Source organism: Cobetia sp. MMG027, assembly GCF_027947415.1.
In the GTDB taxonomy this organism is placed as follows: domain Bacteria; phylum Pseudomonadota; class Gammaproteobacteria; order Pseudomonadales; family Halomonadaceae; genus Cobetia; species Cobetia marina.
In genome coordinates this window covers 156,760-177,018 of sequence record NZ_JAQJIO010000007.1, presented here as the reverse complement: position 1 = coordinate 177,018, position 20,259 = coordinate 156,760, and the positions used below count along the sequence as shown (strand labels likewise).

General features: G+C 62.9%; 17 protein-coding genes and 1 pseudogene. 11 read left to right on the top strand and 7 right to left on the bottom strand.

What is annotated here, in order from left to right:
• Positions 1–134: 134 nt before the first annotated feature.
• The 3 genes from PJK54_RS11455 to PJK54_RS11445 form a co-directional block, all read right to left on the bottom strand.
• The gene (locus tag PJK54_RS11455; RefSeq protein ID WP_157109453.1) at positions 135–302 is read right to left on the bottom strand and encodes a hypothetical protein; all 168 of its coding nucleotides are present in this window, start codon (positions 300–302) and stop codon (positions 135–137) included.
• A gap of 138 nt (positions 303–440) precedes the next feature.
• The gene (locus tag PJK54_RS11450; protein ID WP_077371230.1) at positions 441–1,799 is read right to left on the bottom strand and encodes an ammonium transporter; all 1,359 of its coding nucleotides are present in this window, start codon (positions 1,797–1,799) and stop codon (positions 441–443) included.
• Between the two features lie 355 nt (positions 1,800–2,154).
• Entirely contained in the window at positions 2,155–4,581 is a 2,427-nt protein-coding gene (locus PJK54_RS11445; RefSeq protein WP_271302881.1) for a DUF1989 domain-containing protein, read from the bottom strand.
• Positions 4,582–4,855: 274 nt separating this feature from the next.
• Between PJK54_RS11445 and PJK54_RS11440 the strand changes: the two genes are divergently transcribed.
• From PJK54_RS11440 to PJK54_RS11405, 7 genes are all read left to right on the top strand, one after another.
• Positions 4,856–6,166 carry a sensor histidine kinase gene (locus PJK54_RS11440; protein ID WP_271302880.1) on the top strand — a complete coding sequence of 437 codons (1,311 nt, stop codon included), beginning with the start codon at positions 4,856–4,858 and terminating at the stop codon, positions 6,164–6,166.
• Positions 6,163–7,050 (top strand): response regulator transcription factor, encoded by an 888-nt coding sequence (locus PJK54_RS17840; protein ID WP_333781915.1) that lies wholly within the window; start codon positions 6,163–6,165, stop codon positions 7,048–7,050. Before PJK54_RS11440 ends, PJK54_RS17840 begins: the two co-directional genes overlap by 4 nt.
• Positions 7,047–7,904 carry a PAS domain-containing protein gene (locus tag PJK54_RS11425; RefSeq protein ID WP_271302879.1) on the top strand — a complete coding sequence of 286 codons (858 nt, stop codon included), beginning with the start codon at positions 7,047–7,049 and terminating at the stop codon, positions 7,902–7,904. The genes PJK54_RS17840 and PJK54_RS11425 overlap by 4 nt, the downstream gene beginning before the upstream one ends.
• A 171-nt stretch (positions 7,905–8,075) precedes the next feature.
• Positions 8,076–9,485, top strand: coding sequence for an NAD(P)-binding domain-containing protein (locus PJK54_RS11420; RefSeq protein ID WP_191237177.1), 1,410 nt, complete (start codon positions 8,076–8,078; stop codon positions 9,483–9,485).
• A gap of 224 nt (positions 9,486–9,709) precedes the next feature.
• Positions 9,710–10,078, top strand: coding sequence for a DMT family transporter (locus tag PJK54_RS11415; protein WP_077371218.1), 369 nt, complete (start codon positions 9,710–9,712; stop codon positions 10,076–10,078).
• A gap of 14 nt (positions 10,079–10,092) precedes the next feature.
• Positions 10,093–10,413, top strand: a complete 321-nt coding sequence (locus tag PJK54_RS11410; RefSeq protein ID WP_077371216.1) for a DMT family transporter — start codon at positions 10,093–10,095, stop codon at positions 10,411–10,413.
• A gap of 110 nt (positions 10,414–10,523) precedes the next feature.
• On the top strand, positions 10,524–11,273 hold the full coding sequence (locus PJK54_RS11405) for a 2OG-Fe(II) oxygenase (protein ID WP_271302878.1): 750 nt from the start codon (positions 10,524–10,526) through the stop codon (positions 11,271–11,273).
• Between the two features lie 21 nt (positions 11,274–11,294).
• On the opposite strand, the pseudogene PJK54_RS11400 reads toward PJK54_RS11405, so the two are convergent.
• Positions 11,295–12,153: pseudogene (locus PJK54_RS11400) on the bottom strand (LysR family transcriptional regulator).
• A gap of 203 nt (positions 12,154–12,356) precedes the next feature.
• Between PJK54_RS11400 and PJK54_RS11395 the strand changes: the two are divergent.
• Both PJK54_RS11395 and PJK54_RS11390 read left to right on the top strand, forming a co-directional pair.
• Positions 12,357–12,818, top strand: coding sequence for a LexA family protein (locus PJK54_RS11395; protein ID WP_176503848.1), 462 nt, complete (start codon positions 12,357–12,359; stop codon positions 12,816–12,818).
• An 8-nt stretch (positions 12,819–12,826) separates the two neighbouring features.
• On the top strand, positions 12,827–14,158 hold the full coding sequence (locus PJK54_RS11390; RefSeq protein ID WP_271302975.1) for a Y-family DNA polymerase: 1,332 nt from the start codon (positions 12,827–12,829) through the stop codon (positions 14,156–14,158).
• Here PJK54_RS11390 and PJK54_RS11385 read toward each other — a convergent pair.
• From PJK54_RS11385 to PJK54_RS11375, 3 genes are all read right to left on the bottom strand, one after another.
• Positions 14,115–15,005 (bottom strand): LysR substrate-binding domain-containing protein, encoded by an 891-nt coding sequence (locus PJK54_RS11385; protein WP_191237181.1) that lies wholly within the window; start codon positions 15,003–15,005, stop codon positions 14,115–14,117. The two genes, PJK54_RS11390 and PJK54_RS11385, sit on opposite strands and share 44 nt — an antisense overlap.
• A gap of 160 nt (positions 15,006–15,165) precedes the next feature.
• Positions 15,166–16,020 (bottom strand): trimeric intracellular cation channel family protein, encoded by an 855-nt coding sequence (locus PJK54_RS11380; RefSeq protein ID WP_333781914.1) that lies wholly within the window; start codon positions 16,018–16,020, stop codon positions 15,166–15,168.
• A 63-nt stretch (positions 16,021–16,083) separates the two neighbouring features.
• Positions 16,084–17,178 carry a GlxA family transcriptional regulator gene (locus PJK54_RS11375; RefSeq protein ID WP_255303267.1) on the bottom strand — a complete coding sequence of 365 codons (1,095 nt, stop codon included), beginning with the start codon at positions 17,176–17,178 and terminating at the stop codon, positions 16,084–16,086.
• A gap of 342 nt (positions 17,179–17,520) precedes the next feature.
• Between PJK54_RS11375 and PJK54_RS11370 the strand changes: the two genes are divergently transcribed.
• Both PJK54_RS11370 and PJK54_RS11365 read left to right on the top strand, forming a co-directional pair.
• Complete coding sequence (locus PJK54_RS11370) at positions 17,521–18,690, top strand: iron-containing alcohol dehydrogenase (protein ID WP_077371205.1); 1,170 nt, start codon at positions 17,521–17,523, stop codon at positions 18,688–18,690.
• Between the two features lie 89 nt (positions 18,691–18,779).
• Positions 18,780–20,213 carry a hypothetical protein gene (locus PJK54_RS11365; RefSeq protein WP_271302877.1) on the top strand — a complete coding sequence of 478 codons (1,434 nt, stop codon included), beginning with the start codon at positions 18,780–18,782 and terminating at the stop codon, positions 20,211–20,213.
• Positions 20,214–20,259 lie beyond the last annotated feature (46 nt).

Sequence of the window (20,259 nt, the reverse complement as noted above, 5' to 3'; positions counted from 1 at the left end):
GACAGGATCTGATTGACTGACGGCCTTGTGTCACCTGACATGTGACATCGGGCCTACAGAATGCACAACGCCGCGAAGCATGGCTTCGCGGCGTTGTGCATTCTGTGGTTGCGGAGCAAGAAGGCCCCGATGGATCAGAGGGTCTTCTTGCTGCGGAATGACGCTTTCTCATGGCGCAGGATATTGACGCTCAACGAGATGCAGACGCCAGCCGCGATCAACAGACTGACCGCCACCATCCCTGAATTGCTGAAGAAGAACGCATAGTTGGCAGCATGTACCGCAGTATCGACAGTTTCCATGACAAGACTCCTGGAGAAGAAAGAAAACGAATCGGCCCGTTCGCTCCGTCACTGGCTGGCAGCCAGACTTCAGGACAGATGGCAACGAACGCTGCAACAAACGAGCCAATCCTCATGCGGGTAATCGTCAGAACCGACTCAGCTGATGTCCGGACGCTTGTCCATCGGTGCTGCCACTACCCCACCGGAACGTGCCGGCACGCTGGAAGATGACTCGGTTGCCATGCTCTCCGGGTAGGCCTTGGCCGGCACTTCGAACAGGTCCAGCCCGAGCACTTCGACATGCGGCGGCACGCGCAGCAGGTTGAACTTCTTGAGCAGATAGGCAACGCCCCAACCCGGCACGAAGCCCGTCACTGCCATCACCACCGCGCCTGTCAGCTGCCCGGTGAAGGAGACGTCCGGCACGCCTTCGCCGACATTCGGGAAGCCCGCGGCGAAGACACCCACCAGTACCACACCATAGAAGCCGCAGAAGCCATGTACCGCGAAGGCACCGACGGAGTCGTCCAGGCCACGCTTCTCGAGCAGCGCGCCAATCTTCGGCATCAGGGCGCCACCGGTGACCGCCAGCACGAAGGCCAGGCCCGGGTTGTAGAGATCCAGCCCCGCCGCGACGGTGATGATGCCGCCCAGCGCACCGGACATGGTCCAGAAGGGATCACGCGAGGACAGATAGGCACCGATCACGCCGCCACCGAAGCCCATCAGGGTATTGAAGGCGAAGGCCGAGAGGTTGGTGCGATTGCCGTAGATGGTGGTCCAGCCGATGTCACCGGTGTTGAAGATGATGCAGCCACCGAGGAAGCCGAAGAAACCGACGATGATCAGCATCAGCCCGATCAAGGTCATCGGCATGTTGTGCGGTGCGATCACCTGCGGCTTGCCATCGTCACTGTACTTGCCGATGCGCGCGCCCAGATTGAGCAGCACGCCCAGCGCAAAGAAACCGGCCACGGCATGCACCACGCCCGCCGCGCCGACATCGTGGTAGCCCAGCTTGTGCAGCATCCAGCCATCCGGATGCCAGCCCCAGGCACCCGCCAGGATCCAGACACCCGCACCGAGAATCACCGCCAGCAACAGGAAGGCGCCCAGGCGGATGCGTTCGATCACCGCCCCCGAGAGAATCGAGCCCGTGGTCGCACCGAACAGGGCAAAGGCCGCGAAGAAGATACCGGTGCCCATGTCATCGGCGTCCGGGCGCATGCTCGCGCTCCAGGGCAGTGCCGCGGAAGCCTCGATGGGAATCAGCCCGTTGGGGAAGGCGTTGTAGATCCACCAGCCCACGAAGTAGAAGGCGGGGATGATCGAGGCCAGCGTCAGCACGTTCTTCATGCCGGATGCCAGGGCATTCTTGGAACGGGAGGCACCGATCTCGTAGGCCAGAAAGCCTGCGTGGATCAGGAACATGATGGCGGTACACCACCAGTAGAACACCTCGATGTTCATCGCCTGGTGCATATCCAATATGCTTTGCAACGTCTTTTCATCCATCGTCTTTTCTCCTTTTCCGGGCCGGGTCTGCCACCGCATGCCTGCCGGTGGAAACCCTGTCTGCCCGAAGGTTGTTGTTGTTTTTCAAGGGGGACCTGCTGGATAAAGCAAGCGACATGCCAGATGACCCCTGATGGCCACCTTCAGTAATACGTTGTTTTCATTGATATCTTCTCGAAATCGTGGACACCTCTTCACATATGAAGCCCGGAAATCACCACCTAGCAAGAGGGTGTTCGTTATTGAGGCAGGCAGGCGGCGTCCTGCACCGTGATATGACGTGAGTCGTACTGCATATACGGATCGTCACCGGCCAGCCTCACGCGCGAGGTCTCGGTCATGCGCCATGCATCCCTCAGCTACGCACCTTGAGGCGCTCAGGGTCATGGAAGGGCAATGTCACCACCTCGGCGACGAGGCGCTTCTGATGGCCATCCAGCTGGCCGATCTCAAGCTGCGTTCCGGGGCTTGAGAAATCCGGGGCGAGACGACACATGGCGATGGACTGGTTGAGCAAGGGAGAGCGGGTCGCGCTGGTGATCACCCCGACCGGATAGCGCCCGTGATAGACGAGGTCGCCGTGGCTGACCAGCTCGCTGCTGTCCACCCTCAGGCCCATGATCCGATGGCGGGATTCCGGCGTCTCGCGCTGCATGGCCGCACGCCCGACGAAATCATCCTCCTTGCTCTTCATCGGCACGGTGAAGCCGATGCCCGCCTCGTAGGGAGACGTCTGCGGGCAGAATTCATGGCCAGCGAAGATCAGCCCCGCCTCTATCCTCAGCATGTCGAGGGCATCCAGCCCCAGCGGCGCGATGCCATGCGGCTCACCGGCCGCCCAGATCGCCCCCCACACGGCCGGGGCGTCATGCGGATGACACCAGATCTCATAGCCCAGCTCACCGGTATAGCCGGTCCGCGACACCATCAGCGGGATGCCATTCGGCCCCGCCAGGCGACCGACCATGAAGCGGAACCAGCCCAGCGTTTCCACCTCCGGCTGGGTACGCGCATTCCAGATCAACGGCGCCAGCACCTCGCGGCTCTTCGGCCCCTGCAGCGCGATGTTGTGCAGCTGATGGGTGGAGTCGCGCACCGTGACGCGATAGCCCTGCTGCTCTGCGAGATCCCGCAGCCACTGGCCGCTGGCCGGATCACCACAGATCCAGCGGAAGGTCTGCTCGCCCATGCGGAACAGGGTGCCGTCATCGAGCATGCCGCCGGTTTCCTGACACATGGCGGAATACACCACTTCTCCGATGGAGAGTCGGCGCACGTTGCGGGTCAGCGCATATTGCAACAGGCGTTCGGCGTCCGGTCCGGCGACCTCGAACTTGCGCAATGCGGAGAGATCCATCACCGCGACCCGTTCGCGACAGGCGAGATACTCCGCCTTGGCCCCCCACCCCTCGTAATGGGTGGCCAGCCAGTAGCCGTGGTAATCGATGTACTGCTTGGTCAAGGCGGAGGTGCAGGGATGGAAGGCGGTGGGCAATGTCATGCGCGGCAATTCCTCGGGCCGGTTGCGATAGGCGATACCGCGGGGGAAGTCATGTTCAGCGGCGTAGATACGCACATGGATATCGGTCGGCACCCAGCCGTTGGCGGCGTCGATGTCGTCCGGACAGGCGGATGAGGCACAGATGAGGTCACGGTCGGCGCGCAGCAGCACATAGTCGCCGGGTCGTGACCAGGGCTCATCCACCGCCAGGGTGCCGCAGGGCTGTACCCAGGTATTGAAGAAGAAGTTGATGGCCGGCCAGCTGGCACGCTGTCGGATACCATGAGACGCCGACAGGGCATTGTTGAAGTTGACCGTGCAGCTGTCGTGACCGAAGTAGCCGTGGTGTTCGTAGTACTGCGGCGAGCAGGCAAGCATGAAGCTGTCATGACGTCCGACCGTGTCCTGGATCACCTCGAGCATCGGATGCAGGTGCTGATCAAAGAACACCGAATACAGTCCCGGATTGGGCATGCAATGCCCGGACAGGCTGCGCGTAGCGCCGGCATCCAGCCCCAGCTCCTCGCCCTGTGCCCAGGCAGTGGCGTCGAAGGCCACGAAGTCGGAGCACTGACGCCCCGCCACATCGATGATCTGGATCCACTCGCCCTGCTTGACCTCATAGACCTCGACCGTCCCCGCCGCGACTCTCGTCTCCTGGCGGATCGGCGCCAGCGGCACCGGCAGATGTTCCAGCCCCACAAGCCCGGTGCAGAAATGGGACACCTCAAGCTCGGTGGCCAGCCGCTCTCCTTCGATCGTCATGTCACTGCCGGGGGCCAGCAGAATCAGGCGTGCGGCAGGCGCTTCCAGCGGCCAGCGAATCTCGGCCGGCAATCCGGCCGCTGACAGGCGCTGCCAGTACGATGGCGGGCAATGCGCGACCCCCAGCGCCTCCAGGCGTGCCTGAGTGTGCGGACTCCGAGTGTGCGGACTCCTGTTGCCGGACGTCTCCTGCGCCTCACTGGCCTGAGGCTGACTGGCGAAGGCGTGATCTCCCTGGCTGACGACGCTCGCGAAGTGCGCAAGCGACGCCTCGATTGTCGTGCCTGCCCCCTTCACCGCTTCGCGGGGGCTTTCCCCGCTCTGCTGTGCCGCATCGGCGGCTTCATCACCCGTTGCCTTCAGCGCCAGCCACTCACAGGACTGCGCACCGTCCACGGATGACACCTGCACGCTATCGCCGGGCGACAGATCAAGTGCCAACACCTCCAGGCCGGCGATTCGGTAACGATACGGCTGGTTCGGCGTGGCAGCGGGTATCTCGACTGCAAGTCCCATCCTGGTGATACCTCTTGTTGTCATGGCAGGCGAGCCAGTCGAAGGAAGTGCTCGAGGGGCAAGCCTGGATCAGATGTGCCTGGATGGTGCATGACCCCTTGCGTCGCGCACCACGTTCTTCATGGTTAATTAAATTTACTCTCAGTAGATACGACGACAATCCATCAAGAGAGGTACCCATGAAGGAGTAATCCATTCGCTGGCATGAAGCTTGCTGGTGTGACACTCGAATCATGGCGCGCCGCAGGGGCGGCGAAACGACAGAGGAACTCGCATGGCACTCAGTCTCGGCGCATCGAAGACAGGCAAGGCGCCTGCATCGCAAGGGATAGCGCATCGCCTTGATGTCCAGCGCGCACGAGGCTGTCGCGCCGATGCCGAGACTCCCGTTCGCCCTGCTGCCATCCCGCCGCCTGATCTGCGTGACAGACACCACCTCGATGCCATCACCTTGCGCATCGCTACCTGCGCTGACCTCGAGGAGGCGTTGCCATCCGTGCTGAGAGAGCTGCTGGACATGCTGAACGGCTGTCCTGAAAGCGGCACGGCGCACTCCTCGATTGGCGAACTCTGTGTCGTGCATCGCGCACCCGGTCAGGCGACCCATGCGGTGATTTCCCCTGCCGGCATCGCTTTGTCAGCCGCTGCGCGCCAGAGATTGCAGGAAGTCGTCAGGGATATCGGTCGCGATCCCGGCGCCCGACAGCAGGCGTCTGGCACAGCCGGCACGCCAGGTGGCGTGCTGATCGCCCTCACGGACGCCGCTGACAGAGGGGAGACGGGCAGAGGGGCGACGGGCGATGCCTGGTTATGGCTTGGAGAGCCGACAGCCGCAGCCCCCTCACGCGAGACACCGCTGGCACACGCCGTCATCGACGCTCTGAGCCGTGGCCTGGCATTGCAGCAGCAGCAACAGACGCGTCACGCTGAAGACAGGCAGGCAGCGGTGGCACAGGCCCTGAAGAACGAACGCCGACAACTGGCGGCAGAGCTGCACGATACCCTCGCCCAGGAATTGAGTTATCTGCAGATGCAGAGCGCACGCCTGACACGTGCCGCCCGCCATGCGCCACAGGAGGTGCAGGCACTGGCTGAGGAGGTGCATACCCAGGCCCGGCGCGCCTTCCGCCAGACCCGTGAACTGATCAATGGCGCGCACGCCACCTGGGGAGACGCGCCGCTTGCCTGTGTGCTGGAGGCCTTGATCGAGGAATTCGAGACCCGTTCCAGCATGGTGTTCGAGCTCGACAATCGCATCCAGTCACTGCACCTCCCCGATGCCCTGTCCCTGCAGGTGGTGTTCATCGTGCGCGAAGCGATGACCAACAGCGTGCGTCATGCCAGGGCCACCCACCTGCGCCTGCAACTGCTCTATCAGTCTTCAGGACAGCAGCCGGCGGCGCGGGTGTTGCTGACCATCGAGGACAACGGCTGCGGGTTCGATCCCGCCGAGATCCCCGCCGCGCATTTCGGACTGGGCATCATGCAGGATCGCGCACGCCACCTCGGGGCCGAGTTCGCCATCACCCAGCCTCGCCAGGGCGGTACCCGCGTGACACTGAGCTGGGAGCGCCGCGACACATGACCGCGACACGACAGACACCCTCGACGCACCCGACACGTCATACACTCCCGACAAGAGTGGTACTCGTCGACGACCATCCGCTGTTTCGGCGCGGGCTTGCCGAGCTATTGAGTGAAGGTGGCCTGTTCGAGGTCGTGGCCGACTTCGATGATGGTGCGCATCTGCTCGAGCGCCTCCCCATCCTCGCCCCCGAGCTGGTGATCGTCGACTGGCAGATGCCGCAGCTTGATGGCCTGACCCTGATGCGCCATCTCAAGCAGCGTGATGCCGCTCTCAAGGTCGTGCTGCTGACCGCCTCCGACGACAGCCGCCACCTGCTGGATGCCATCCAGCAAGGGGCGGATGGCTACCTGATGAAGGACACCGCCCCCGAACGCATTCTCGAGCGCCTGCAGGCCGTCATCGACGGCAAGCTGGGGTTGGAGGAAGAGACCTTGCTGCTGCTGGCCAGGCGCCTGCAGCAGGACCACCGCCAGCGCTCGGCACGCGAACATGCACCGCCGGAAGGTGGCGTTCCCACGCCGGGTTCAGCCGTGCCGCTGACCGAGGCGACAGACGCTGCCCTGACTGACGGCATGGCTGAGACCGAGACGGCGGACTGGCATCGCGGTCTGACCGAGCGTGAGCGCGATACCCTCAAATGGATCGGGCGCGGCCTCAGCAACAAGCTGATCGCGCGCGAGCTGGGCATCAGTGACAGCACGGTGAAGGTCTACGTCAAGAATCTGCTGCGCAAGCTGGATCTGCATTCGCGACTGGAGCTGGCCGCCTGGGTCTACGCCCACCCGCTGACGCCAGCGAGTGATGCCAGCCGAGCGCCCGCCGAGGACGCGACAAGCGCCAAAGAGGCCATGACACGGGCCGAAAAGGAGAGCCTGAGATGATGCGCTTTCTCGAACAGTTCGCCTCCGCCTCACCCGCCTCGACGGCCTCGCCCTTCAGCGCACAGGCGATTCTCGACAGCCTGAGTGATGCCGTGGTCGTGGTGGATGCTGACAGCACGCTGCTCTATGCCTCGCGTGGCTGGCAGGCCCTGAGCGGACACGAATCGAGCGGCCCACGGGAAGACACGCCAACCGCCTCTCGGACGGAGGGGGGCGGCACGGCACCGCGGCGCCTGCGGGAAGCACTGCACCCCGCAGATCACGCGCGCTGGGACGTGCTCGCCCGGCACGTGTCACGCCGTGAGCGGCCTGACTGCTGGCGATTGCGCATCCTCGGGCCGGACCACCACTATCGCTGGTGTGAAGTCCGTAGCCAGTCGCTCTCGCTGGCCTCGCCCTGGCCCGCCACGCTCACTCTGCATGACATCAGCGAGCGCGTGCAGCAGGAGCAGATCGACGCCGCCAACCTGCGCAGCCTGACGCGCCTGATCAAGGGCCTGCCCGCGATGGTCTATCGCGCGCGCAACAACCGCCACTGGTCGATGGAGTACATCAGTGACGGCTGCCTGGCCATCACCGGACTCAGCCCGCGCGAGCTGCTCGACCACCCCTCCCTCACCTACGGCGACATGATCCACCCCGAGGATGCCGACCGCGTGTGGGACCAGGTACAGGCCGCCCTTCAGGCACACACACCCTTCACCCTTGCCTACCGCATTCGTCACCGCGATGGCGACGTGCGCCGGGTACAGGAAAAGGGCCATGGCATCTATTCACCTGACGGCACGCCACTGGCCGTGGAAGGCATCATCTTCGCCGTCGACACCTCGGACCTGGCAGGGGATTCTGCATGATCCGCAGAGCATGGCATCGACGTCGCATACTCCTTTATGGCTACCCTTTCCGAGCAATGTGCAGCCAGGTCACATCTCGCTAGCCTGTTTCGTTGTCAGTGTTTCACGACGTCATCACGTCACGAAACCTCAGGTAACGCATCAAGACACAACAAGAACAGGATGGTATCCATGACCCAACGTATCGCGATCATCGGCGCAGGCCCCAGTGGACTGGCTCAATTGCGCGCCTTTCAATCCGCTGCCGACAAGGGCATCGAGATCCCCGAGATTGTCTGTTACGAGAAGCAGGATGACTGGGGTGGTCTGTGGAATTACAGCTGGCGCACCGGCCTGGATGCCCACGGCGAGCCGGTCCACGGCAGCATGTATCGCTACCTGTGGTCGAATGGTCCCAAGGAGTGTCTCGAGTTCGCCGACTACTCCTTTGAAGAACATTTCGGGCGCCCTATCGCCTCCTACCCGCCGCGCGCCGTGCTGTTCGACTATATCAAGGGGCGTGTCGAGAAGGCTGGCGTGCGCAAGTACATTCGCTTCGGCTGTCCGGTCCGTCAGGTCACCTTCGATGAGACTACCCAGCAATTCACGGTCAGCGTGCATGATCAGGCGCTCGATCTGGTGACCAGCGAAGAATTCGATCACGTCATCGTGGCTTCCGGGCATTTCTCGACACCCAATGTGCCGGAATTCCCCGGTTTCGCGACCTTCAATGGCCGCATTCTGCATGCGCATGATTTCCGCGATGCACTGGAATTCAAGGGCAAGGATCTGCTGTTGCTCGGCAGCAGCTATTCCGCGGAGGACATCGGCTCGCAGTGCTACAAATACGGTGCGCGCAGCATCACCACCAGCTATCGCACCGCCCCGATGGGCTTCAAGTGGCCGGACAACTGGGAAGAGAAGCCGCTGCTGGTGAAGGTCGATCGCGATACCGCCTATTTCAGTGACGGCAGCCACAAGCGAGTCGATGCCATCATCCTGTGCACCGGCTATCTGCATCACTTCCCGTTCCTCGAGGAGTCGCTGCGCCTCAAGACTGCCAACCGCATGTGGCCGCTGGGGCTCTACAAGGGCGTGGTATGGGAAGAGAATCCGCGCCTTTTCTATCTCGGCATGCAGGACCAGTGGTACACCTTCAACATGTTCGATGCCCAGGCCTGGTGGGTGCGCGATGCGATTCTCGGCACCCAGACACTGCCGGCGAAAGCGGCGATGCAAGCCGATAGCCAGGCATGGCGCGAGCGTGAGGAAACGCTGGATAGCGACGAGGCGATGATCGTCTTCCAGGGCGACTACGTGAAATCGCTGATCAGCGAGACCGACTACCCGAGCTTCGATATCGATGGCGTGAATCGCACCTTCCTCGAGTGGGAGCATCACAAGCACGAGAACATCATGACCTTCCGCGATCACGGCTATCGCTCCTTGATGACCGGCACCCTGGCGCCCAGACATCACACGCCGTGGCTTGAGGCGATGGATGACTCGCTGGAAGCCTATCTGGCCCAGCCGGCCGAGGCCCAGGCGCCATCCGACGAGGAGTCAGCTGCTCCGGTGACGAGCACGCCGCTGGCCTCCTGACGCTTTCTGGTCACTGTACACAAGAGCTTCTGTTCACAGGGATGCAAGTCAGACGAGGCTGCACCAACGACTCGCCAGGCACCAGGCGGAGGGGCTCCCTCCGCCTTTTCATGGCCAGAAACATCAACAAAAACTCATATAGACTCGCATTCATGCAACGCATGTCTTTCGCTGGCGATTGAACGCCTCATTTTCCCGACACCTCACAAGGACGCCCGATCACCATGCGCATCACGCTCTATTTCCTGATCTCGACCCTGTGCGAAATCGGCTGGGCCACGGGCCTGAAGGTCGCCGACACTCCCCTGGAATGGGCACTGACGGTGCTGCTGGTCATCATCAGCCTGAGTCTGGTCACCCAGATCGCCAGGACACTGCCCGCCAGCACCACCTACGCCATCTTCGTCGGCCTGGGCACGCTGGGGACGGTGGTGACTGACCTGCTGTTCTTCGAGCTCGAGTTCCAGTGGTCCACGCTGGGCTTCGTGGTGCTGATGCTGATCGGCATCATCGTGCTCAAGACGGCCCCCGGCGCGCCTGCCGACAAGCAACCTCGCGCGAGTGCCACACCACAGACCACCGTCAGTGAATGAGCAGGAGGGATGACATGGATTGGGTCTATCTGATCGCCGCCGGCTGCTGTGAAGTCGTCGGCGTCACCGGTTTCAACCAGTACGCCAACCACCGCCGCCGACGGGGTGTGCTGCTGGTAACGCTGGGCTTCAGCGCCTCCTTGAGCCTGCTGTATCTGGCCATGGACACCATCAGCCTGGGCATCGCCTATGCCGTATTCTCCGGCATCGGCACCGTGGTCAGCGCCATCATCGGGGTGCTGTTCTGGCGGGAGCATTTCTCGTTTCGCCGCATGGCCTGCATCGGCCTCATCGTGCTGTCGATCGTCGGCCTCAACCTGACAGGCGGACATTGATCATTGCCATTCGTGCAATGACCAATTGCCGTCAGGTGCCTTTTTCTGTCGTCGGCAGTGCACTAGCCTCTCGGGCAACATTCGTGATCATGCCATTCAGGAGTCTTGCCATGAGCCTGTCCTTCTACGCCGTCAGTCACGAACGCGGCTTCTCTCCCACGCCCCTGCCCATCTGGACCGACAACGGTGACGTGTCTGACCTCTTCGAGACCGAGGCGACACCAGAGGTGGTCCGTCAGGAGGTCGAGGGTGTCCCGGGCGCCTTCCAGCTGCTCAATGTGCTGACGCCTGCCGAGGCCGACAACTTCGTCGCCACCCTGGAGGCAATGGGCTTCGAGGAGGATGCGCCCGTCTCCCTGCCGCGTTCGGTACGCCACAACCTCAACGTCAACTGGGTCGTCAGTGACGCCATCGATCAGGTCATCTGGGCGCGCTCGGCGCCACTGGTGACCGAGCAGATCCAGGGCGAAGGCGCAAAAGGCATCAATGCGCGCTTTCGTGTCTATCGCTACGAGGCCGGTGACTTCTTCAAGCCGCATACCGATGGTGCCTGGCCGGGCAGTCGCGTCATCAATGGCGAGATCGTCCAGGACGCCTATCCGGGCCTGATGAGCCAGTACACCTTCCTCATCTTCCTGAGCGATGGCTATACCGGCGGGCGCACCGAGTTTCTGGTCAGCCGTCGCGACCCCGAAAGGCCTGCCCAGTCACGGGACGACATCCAGACAGTCTCGGTCGCAACGCCCAAGGGCGGCGTGCTGTGCTTCCCGCATGGCTCGCACCCGCAGCACTGCGTGCACGCAGGCGAGCCGATCCGCGATGGTGCCAAGTACATCATCCGCAGCGATATTCTCTACTGATCACCACCTGCCGAGAACCTGCTAGCGACCGGCTAGCCGCTCGCGGCGGGCGAGCAGGAAATCGACCCAGGCACGCACGCGCGGGTTGTGCTGATTCTCGCGCGCGAAGACGACATGGATGCCAGTGTCGAAATCCGACGACGTGACCTGATGGTCCTCCAGCACCGCCACGAGGCGTCCCTGGTCCAGTTCTTCACGGATGGCCCAGAGCGGTTGCACCACGACACCAGCTCCCTCGAGGGCTGCCTGGGTCAGAATGTCGGCGTTGTTGGTACGCAACGCGCGTGCTCGCGCCGAGATGCGGTGCTCCCGCTCACCCTGCACCAGCCGCCAGTGATGATTGGCGGTGGTATAGCTGAAGGTCAGCAGGCGGTGCCGCGGCCAGCACGAAACGCTGGTCACTGATGTGCCGTGCGATCAGACTCGAGTCTTCCAGATGGCCGATGCGGATGGCGACATCGAACTGCTCCTCGATCAGATCCACACGCTGATCACTGCTGACGATATCCAGCGCCACCTCGGGGTAGCACTGCATGAATTCACTCACCAGCGGTGCCAGATAGAGGCGCGAATATCGCCACGGCACCGAGATGCGCAGCGGCCCCGCGACTCGCTCACTCAGCGTCTCGAGCTCATCCGTCAATTGAGCCACCTCGCCCAAGATGGCACGGAAACGGATCACGACTCGCTCACCGGCAGGCGAAAGCCGCACATGGCGCGTGGTGCGCACCAGCAACGGCTCGCCCAGCTGTCGCTCCAGATGATTGACGTGACGCGTCGCCGTGGAACTGGCGATCTCCAGCTCACGCGCAGCCGCATTGAAGCTCTGATGCTCCGCCACCTTGAGGAAGGTGCGCAGTCGTTGGGTCAGTTCGTTCATGGCTCTCCACAGTGAACCCGCCTTTCACGTAGACACCGGACCTTACGCCCGATGGCATTCGCCGATGCCGAGCATAACACCCTCGCCATCCGGGCTTCGCAGCGGCCACTTTCACTTGAGGCGGCTTTGCATATTAGCGGTTGCCTAACGCTTGCCTGCCACGGATACTGTATATAAATACAGCCATGACAGGAGAGCTTTCCATGACCGCATCTGCCCCCCTTGCCACTCACGAGACGTTGGCTCGCCCTCATCCCGCTCCTGCGCCATGTGAGCTGCCATACCCCCACATCACGGGGCGTGCGGGAATTTCCGGCTTTCCGTCACCGGCCGAGGATTACGCTGGCCGGACATTGGATCTCAACGAGCGGCTGATCAAGCGTCCAGCAGCGACCTTCTTCATGACGGTGGCAGGTGACAGCATGGAAGGCTTCGGCATCTACGAGAATGACACCCTGGTCGTGGATCGCTCCATCGACGCCCGCCCCGGACATATCGTGGTGGCGCTGGTCGAGGGCGAGGTGGTGGTCAAGCGCTACGAACTGATCGGCCAGCGGCCGTATCTGTGCTCCGGCAATGCCCTGTATCCGCCGGTGGCTATCGTCGATCTCGAGTGTCAGGTCTGGGGGGTGGTGCGCTCCGTCATCCACGAATACGCGGTATGAGCGCGCCGATGATCGGGCTGGTCGACTGCAACAACTTCTACGCCAGCTGTGAGCGAGTCTTTGATCCGCGCCTGGAAGGCCGCCCTGTGGGGGTGATGTCCAACAATGACGGCTGCGTGATCGCACGCTCTCAGGAACTCAAGGCGCTGGGCATCGAGATGGGGACCCCGGCCTTCCAGCTGCAATCCCTGGTACGCGAGGGGCGCATCCACCTGCTCTCCTCGAACTATGAGCTGTATGGCGACATGTCGGCGCGCGTGCGCGACGTGCTGGAGGAATACAGCGCGGGGGTCGAACCCTACTCCATCGACGAGATGTTCGTGCGCTTCGATGGCTTTGACCGCAACGCGATGCTGGCGCTGAGTCGTACCCTGCACCGCAATGTGCGCAAGTTCACCGGCATCCCGGTATGTGTCGGCGTGGCCCCCACTCGTACCCTGGCCAAGCTGGCCAACCGTACCGCCAAGAAGCGGCCGGAATTCGGCGGCGTCTGCGTGCTGGAACCTGCCGAAGTCGGCACCCAGCGCCTGCTGGAAGACACACCGCTGGGCGATGTCTGGGGCGTGGGCCATCGCCTGGTCGAACGGCTGGCACTGCAAGGGCTGCATACCGCCTGGGACCTGCGCTGTGCGGACCCGCGCGTCATCGGTCAGCGCTATTCCGTCGTGCTGGAGCGCACCGTGCGCGAGTTGCAAGGCACGCCCTGCTTCGAGATGAACGACCCCGATGATGCCCGTCAGCGCATCATGACCTCACGCTCCTTCGGCCGCATGACCGATGACATGAATGAGCTCAAGGATGCCATTCGCCAGCACGCCCAGCGCGGCGCCGAGAAGCTGCGCCATCAGGGCAGCCAGACACGTGCCGTGCTGGTCTTCCTCAAGAGCAACCGCCACCGCCCGGATCTCCCGCAATACTCGCCCAGCACCATCATCGAACTCCCCGAACCGACCAGCGACAGCCGCGAGATACTCGCCGCCGCCCATCAGGCGCTCGAGCGTATCTATCTGCGCGGCTATCGCTTCATGAAGGCAGGCGTGATGCTGCTGGACCTCATCGACCAGCCCCGAGAGCAGCTCTCGTTGCTCGACAGCGAGGCCGATATCGCCAGACGAGAACGCAACCAGCAGCTGATGGCGACACTGGATGCGATGAATCAGAAGATGGGTCGTGGCACCGTGCGTCTGGGCGTCGCGCGCCCGGATGCCGCCTGGCAGCTGCGCTGCGCGCATCGCAGCTCACGCTATACCACCCGCTGGCAGGAGCTGAAGCGACTGGGGAGCCCCCCTCGGCTCCCTACAACGTCAGGCGCGACGCAAGAAACTCGACAAAGGCACTGATACGGGGCGAGAGCGTGCTGTTGCGGTAGTACACCGCCTGGATCAACTCACGCGGATTGGGCGACTGGACCTGCCCCGGCAGCACTTCTACCAGAGCGCCCGACGCCAGGTCATCGGCGAGCATGAAGCGGGAGATCAGCGCGATGCCGTGGCCGGCCAGGCATAGCTGGCGCATGACTTCACCGCTGGAGGTGGAAAGGTGCGGCGTCGTTTCCAGCTCCCGGGGCGCACCCTTGAGTGGCCAGCGATTCAGGCGACTGGGCGGCAGGAACCCCAGCAGGCGATGCGACGCCAGCGCCGCGACGCTCGTCGGCGTGCCATGCCTTGCCAGATAAGCGGGGCTGGCGACCAGGTGCAGGGTCGAGCGCCCCAGTACCTTGGCGTGCAGGGTCGAATCCTCGAGCTCGCCGATGCGAATGGCGACATCGGTGCGCTGCTCCAGCAGATTGATGATGTCGTCACCCGCCGAAAGCTCCAGGGAAATGCCGGGATAGCGACGTTCGAACTCTCCCACCAGCGGCACCAGCTGATGCAGGACGAAAGGACTGGCGGCATCGACCCGCAGACGGCCGCTGGGTTGATCACGCTGCTGACGCAAGACGTCTTCGGCCTCGCTCAACTGCTGCAGCCCTTCCCTGATGCGCTCGACGAAAGCACGCCCCTCGTCCGTCAGGGCGACGCTGCGAGTGGTACGAGTCAACAGCGGTGTCTCAAGCTCGCTTTCCAGCCGCTGGATGGCCCGCGACACCTTGGCCACGGGCACATCCCGCTGCTTGGCGGCAGCACTGAAACCTCCGCTGTCGACCACCGCCAGCAACCATTCAAGGTCTTGTGAGCGACTGCGCATGATGAAACTTCTCCCAGAAGACGATGGCCCTTGTCAGACCTTGATGACCCCTTGTTCGGCCCGAATCCTTGCAGAAATCGCAATGATCGGCACCTGTCAGGCACTTCTTGCACCATAATCACGCACCGCTTCCAAGCGATCACGCCATGGCCTTCCGTGCTCAGTTCCTGCCTCGCCGGCTCTCGCCGGGGCGCAGCATGCGCACCCGCGCCTTGGGAGTACGACGTGGCAGCATCGGCGGCTCGGGGGGCTGGTCGATCTTCATCGAGGCCTCGAGCTTGCTGAGCCCCACTGAGCCCCCCAGGGTGGTGGCGAATTCGGCATCACCCTGCTCGCGCTGATTGTCTGAGGGCGTGCCCGACGTGCGGGGTTCACCACTCGCTGACAGGTCCGGTGGCGGGATGATGACCCAGGCGAAGGTCGGCAGCGTCAGGTTCCAGTAGATGGCCGGAAGTCGAATCATCAATACCATCACGATGGCCGCGCCTGTCGCCCAGGCAAGCGGCATCCCGAGCTCGAGCAGCGTGATATAGAGAATCCCGCCCGCCAGCGACGCCGAGGCGTAGATTTCCTGACGCAGCACCATCGGCACGCGGCGCGCCAGTACATCCCGGATCATGCCGCCTGCCACGCCGCTCATGGTGCCCATCACCACGACAACGATGCCGTCTACCCCCATCGTGCGGGCCTTGTGAGCGCCCAGCACGGTGAACAGCGCAAGGCCGAAGGCATCCGTCACGGGCAGAAAGACCCGCGTCAGGCGGTGGATGTAGTGAAAGCCCAATGTCGCCACGCCCACCGTGAGCAGGATCACCCAGAGATAGACCGGCTGCTCGACCCAGAACACCGGCCTGATGCCCAGCACAAGATCACGCAGGGTGCCGCCGCCGATACCGGTCACGGCGCCGAGCACCAGCATGCCGATCGGGTCCATCCGCGAACGACAGGCCACGACGACGCCTGTCAGCGCGAAGATCATCACACCGGCCAGATCCAGCCAGGTTATCCAGTTCATACCCATAGCATCCTCAGACGACGAAACTGTCATTCATGCGCCACACGCGAGCGTTATGGCCGTTCATTCAGCGGCCAGTCCGCGACGCGCCGTCACGCTGGGCGCCTCACCGAAACGCTGTTGATAGGCACGAGAAAAGTGCGCCAGATGGGTGAATCCCGTGGCAAAGGCCGCCTGGGAGACACTGACCCGACTGTCGGCGAGCACCCGCTGTGCATGATCCAGACGCATGCCGAGATAGCACTGCTTGGGGGTCTCGCCGAATTGCGCCACGAACAGGCGCGTCAGCTGGCGCTGTGACTGCCCCGCGAGCCGGCAGACCACCGGAATGGGCAGGGCCTGGGCAAGATTGGCCTCCATCACCGCCAGCGCCCGCACGACACTGCGCGGCAACGACGAATCGCGCGGAGTCGGGCTCTCCACATTCACGGCCGTGCGCTGGTGCATGATCTGACGTCCCACGGCATCGGCCAGCGAAGGGCCATAGAGCCGCTCGATCCAGGCCAGCATCATGTCGATGCTGGCCGCCCCGCCGGAGCCGGTCAGACGCTCACCCTGCCATTCATAAGGGGCCGAGCTGACGTCCAGCTCAGGAAACTCCTGCTGAAAGGCAGGCACGCTTTCCCAGTGCAACGCCACCGGATGCCCCGCCAGCACACCGGCCCGCGCCAGAATGAAGGGGGCGGTATCCAGTCCCCCCAGCCAGGCACCATGGGCCGCCAGCCAACGCAGCACGGCACGCGACTCACTGTCGACACTCGCTTCTGGCTCATAGGACGACACCACCATCAGGCGCATCCGGGCCATGGATGCCGAGGCCTGTTCACACACCGCTTCCGATGCCTGCCGGGGCTCCCACGTCATCAGCTGATCGAGGCGACCATCGACATCGATACGGACCCCGTTGCTGGCCACCACCGCCTCACCATCCGCTGACAACAGCCGCCAGGCGAACAGATCCCGCCCGAAGCGATTGGCGACCCTCAAGGGCTCGAGCAGGCAGAACAGCGTCAACATCGAGAAGCGCGGTACCAGCCAGACATTCAGCGTATTCTCGGCGGCGCCGGGCGCCAGCACGGGCGGTGAGTCCGGCCGCGGGTAGGGATGCGCGCCAGTGCTCAAGGGCTTCATGTCCAGCGCGGTCGGGGTATCAGGCATATGGCGATTTTCATCAATCCTTCGGCGGTTTTCATCAAACGATAATGACATTGGGGAAAAGAGACCAGTGACCTGTGCAGAATCGCGGCTTTCGATCGTCTGTCACCTGCCATCATCGCATCGCGTTTGATGACATAACGCATCACTCAAGCCACGCGAGTGATTCCATATGTCATCAGAACATCGACCTTGGGCGTAGCGACCTTAGGCGAAAACTCAATAAAAACCCATTGAATTCAGTAGCTTGTAAAGAGCAATAAACTGGCATGCCATTTGCTAACCATCATGACAGGAGACGCCAACCAGCGCCCTTCCCCATGTCATCCAGGACAGGATATCGCCATGAGCATCGCCAGCTTCAAATCCGCCCACCGCCTGATAACGGGCCAACAGGCCTCATCACGCCTCAGTGAAGAAATCCTTCGCCTGGGCATGCGCTGCCCGATGGTGGTCACCGACCCCGGTGTGCTGGGATCGGGTACCCTCAAGCCGATCACGGATCAGCTCGATGTATTGAAGGCCAATGGCCAGCTGACCCATTACCGCATCTTCAGCGAGGTCAGTGCCGAGCCGGAAGTGCACATCGTGGAGGACTGCATGAGCGTCTACCTCGAGGCGCAGTGCGATGGCCTGATCGCGCTGGGCGGCGGCAGCGCCATGGACATCGCCAAATGCGTGGCGGTGTACGCCACCCATGACGGCGATCTGGAAAGCCTGTTCGGGGAAGACAAGGCCCGTGTGCGTGGTGCACCGCTGATCGCGATGCCGACCACGGCAGGCACCGGCTCCGAAGTCACCAACATCGGCATTCTGTCTGACACCGAAGCACGCATGAAGAAAGGTATCGTGAATGACTACCTGCTGCCGGACGTCGCCATCGTCGCCCCGGAGCTGACGGTCAGCTGTCCCCGCCATGTCACTGCCGCCAGCGGCGTCGATGCTCTGGTGCATGCCATCGAGGCCTATCTGTCCAACTTCGCCACGCCCATCACCGATGCACTGGCCATCAAGGCCATGCGCCTGATCATCAAGGCATTGCCCAAGGCCTATGCCAATCCCGGCAATCTCGAGGCGCGTGAAGCCATGGCCACGGGGAGTCTGCTGGCAGGCATGGCCTTCGGCAATGCGGGGGTCGGGGCGGTCCACGCCCTGGCCTACCCGCTGGGCGGGCGCTACCACCTGCCCCATGGCGTGACCAACGCCCTGCTACTGCCGCATGTGATGCGCTGGAATGCGCTGGCCTGCGTCGAACGCTTCCGGGATATCGCAGAGGCACTGGATACTGCGCATCATGCACTCAAGGATGAGGCCGCGGCCGAACTGGTCGTCGAGCGCCTGCACCAGCTGTGCCGAGACGTGGACATCCCCAGTGGCCTGCGCCATTTCGACATTTCCGAAAAGGATATTCCTTCGCTTGCGGCAGATGCCGTCAAGGTGGAACGCCTGCTGCGCAACAATCCGCGTCAACTGACCCAGCACGACATCGAGTGCATCTATCGCGCCGCTTGGTGAAGCCCGCCAGGCATGAGCACTGCCCCTTCTCGTGAACACCATCTTCACCCCAGGTGAAGATGAATAACGATAACAACAGGAACGCCATCATGAGCCACTGGAAAACCCGCCAACCCGGAGAGGAAAGCCCCTACTACGCCCTGGGGCCTTTCAAGATTCGCCTGCCCTTCCTGCACTATCGATTCGAGCTGCCCGACTATCTGCAGGGGCTTCTGATGTGCGCGGTGGATCTCGCCGCCATCCCGCTGATGACGGAGCTGCTGGGCATGCCGTTTGAAGCCGCCCTGGCCATCGTGATGCTCAACGGGCTGCTGTATCTCGTTCACCATCTGCTGGGCGACCCGGTCATTCCCGGCTGGATCACGCCGGCCATTCCTCTGCTGATGGCCTATGTATCCACCTTCCCCGAGGGCGAGACGCGGGTGCATGCCCTGATCGCCTTCCAGCTGCTGCTCGGGATACTGGCCATCGTGCTCGGACGAACGGGGCTGGCCAGCAAGGTGGTCAACCTGATTCCCTCGGCCATCAAGGCCGGCATCATCATGGGGGCAGGCCTGGCCGCGATCAGCGTGGTCTTCAAGGAAGGCGGACGCTTCGACACCTATCCCATCACCATCAGCATCGCCGTGGGTCTGGCGTTCTACATCATCTTCTCGCGCCACTTCGCAAGGCTGAAGACCTCGAATCCGTTCTGGGGCAACCTGGGCAAGCTGGGGATCTTCCCGATCATCCTGCTGGCGATCATCGTCGCACCGCTGGTCGGCGAGGCTGCCTGGCCTGACGTGCAGTGGGGCTTCAGTCAGCCGGACTTCGTGACCATGTTCAGCCAGTACACCGTCTTTGGCGTGGGCTTGCCGCCGCTGTCGATGTTCCTGACCGCCCTGCCCACCGTACTGGCCGCCTATATCGTGCTGTTCGGCGATGTCCTGCAATCCAAGGCGCTGGTCGAGGAAGCCGATGAGTCACGGCCTGACGAGAAGATCGACTATGACGCCAACCGTGCCCACATGATCTTCGGTGGCCGCAATACGCTGATGAGTCTGTTCGGTCCGGACGTCACCATGTGCGGGCCGCTGTGGGCCGCCATGCAGGTCGTCGTGGTCGAGCGCTACAAGGAAGGCAAGCAGGCGATGCACTCGCTGTTCGGGGGCTCAGGCTCCTTCCGCTGGGGCACGAATACCGGCCTGCTGTTGCTGCCCATCGTCAGTCTGGTCCAGCCCATTCTGGGGATCGCGCTGGCGCTGACCCTGTTGATCCAGGGCTATGTCAGCGTACGACTGGGGATTCTCGAAGCCCGCAGCCAGCGTGACCTCGGCATTGCCGGCGTGATCGCCGCCGTTCTGGTGATCAAGGGCGCCGCCTGGGCCTTCGGAATCGGGATCGCCCTGTGCCTGTTGATCTATGGCAAGCGCTTCTTCTCGGGGGAAAACGACGAGACCTTCAGCCGCGATCTCGGCAAGGGTGATATCGACGCTCCCGCCAGTGACGTGACGCCAACCGTTTCCACGACATCCTCGCATTGACGTATCGTAACCCCATGGCCCCCCGCCGCCTGAGCGCGCGGGGGCT

Excerpts from the sequence above, each read along its gene's own strand:
- PJK54_RS11440 (WP_271302880.1), top strand. The coding sequence starts at position 4,856 with ATGGCACTCAGTCTCGGCGCATCGAAGACAGGCAAGGCGCCTGCATCG.
- PJK54_RS11450 (WP_077371230.1), bottom strand. The coding sequence starts at position 1,799 with ATGGATGAAAAGACGTTGCAAAGCATATTGGATATGCACCAGGCGATG.
- PJK54_RS17840 (WP_333781915.1), top strand. The coding sequence starts at position 6,163 with ATGACCGCGACACGACAGACACCCTCGACGCACCCGACACGTCATACA.
- PJK54_RS11380 (WP_333781914.1), bottom strand. The coding sequence starts at position 16,020 with ATGAACTGGATAACCTGGCTGGATCTGGCCGGTGTGATGATCTTCGCG.
- PJK54_RS11420 (WP_191237177.1), top strand. The coding sequence starts at position 8,076 with ATGACCCAACGTATCGCGATCATCGGCGCAGGCCCCAGTGGACTGGCT.
- PJK54_RS11370 (WP_077371205.1), top strand. The coding sequence starts at position 17,521 with ATGAGCATCGCCAGCTTCAAATCCGCCCACCGCCTGATAACGGGCCAA.
- PJK54_RS11425 (WP_271302879.1), top strand. The coding sequence starts at position 7,047 with ATGATGCGCTTTCTCGAACAGTTCGCCTCCGCCTCACCCGCCTCGACG.
- PJK54_RS11375 (WP_255303267.1), bottom strand. The coding sequence starts at position 17,178 with ATGCCTGATACCCCGACCGCGCTGGACATGAAGCCCTTGAGCACTGGC.
- PJK54_RS11395 (WP_176503848.1), top strand. The coding sequence starts at position 12,357 with ATGACCGCATCTGCCCCCCTTGCCACTCACGAGACGTTGGCTCGCCCT.
- PJK54_RS11405 (WP_271302878.1), top strand. The coding sequence starts at position 10,524 with ATGAGCCTGTCCTTCTACGCCGTCAGTCACGAACGCGGCTTCTCTCCC.
- PJK54_RS11390 (WP_271302975.1), top strand. The coding sequence starts at position 12,827 with ATGATCGGGCTGGTCGACTGCAACAACTTCTACGCCAGCTGTGAGCGA.
- PJK54_RS11365 (WP_271302877.1), top strand. The coding sequence starts at position 18,780 with ATGAGCCACTGGAAAACCCGCCAACCCGGAGAGGAAAGCCCCTACTAC.
- PJK54_RS11410 (WP_077371216.1), top strand. The coding sequence starts at position 10,093 with ATGGATTGGGTCTATCTGATCGCCGCCGGCTGCTGTGAAGTCGTCGGC.
- PJK54_RS11445 (WP_271302881.1), bottom strand. The coding sequence starts at position 4,581 with ATGGGACTTGCAGTCGAGATACCCGCTGCCACGCCGAACCAGCCGTAT.
- PJK54_RS11385 (WP_191237181.1), bottom strand. The coding sequence starts at position 15,005 with ATGCGCAGTCGCTCACAAGACCTTGAATGGTTGCTGGCGGTGGTCGAC.
- PJK54_RS11415 (WP_077371218.1), top strand. The coding sequence starts at position 9,710 with ATGCGCATCACGCTCTATTTCCTGATCTCGACCCTGTGCGAAATCGGC.
- PJK54_RS11455 (WP_157109453.1), bottom strand. The coding sequence starts at position 302 with ATGGAAACTGTCGATACTGCGGTACATGCTGCCAACTATGCGTTCTTC.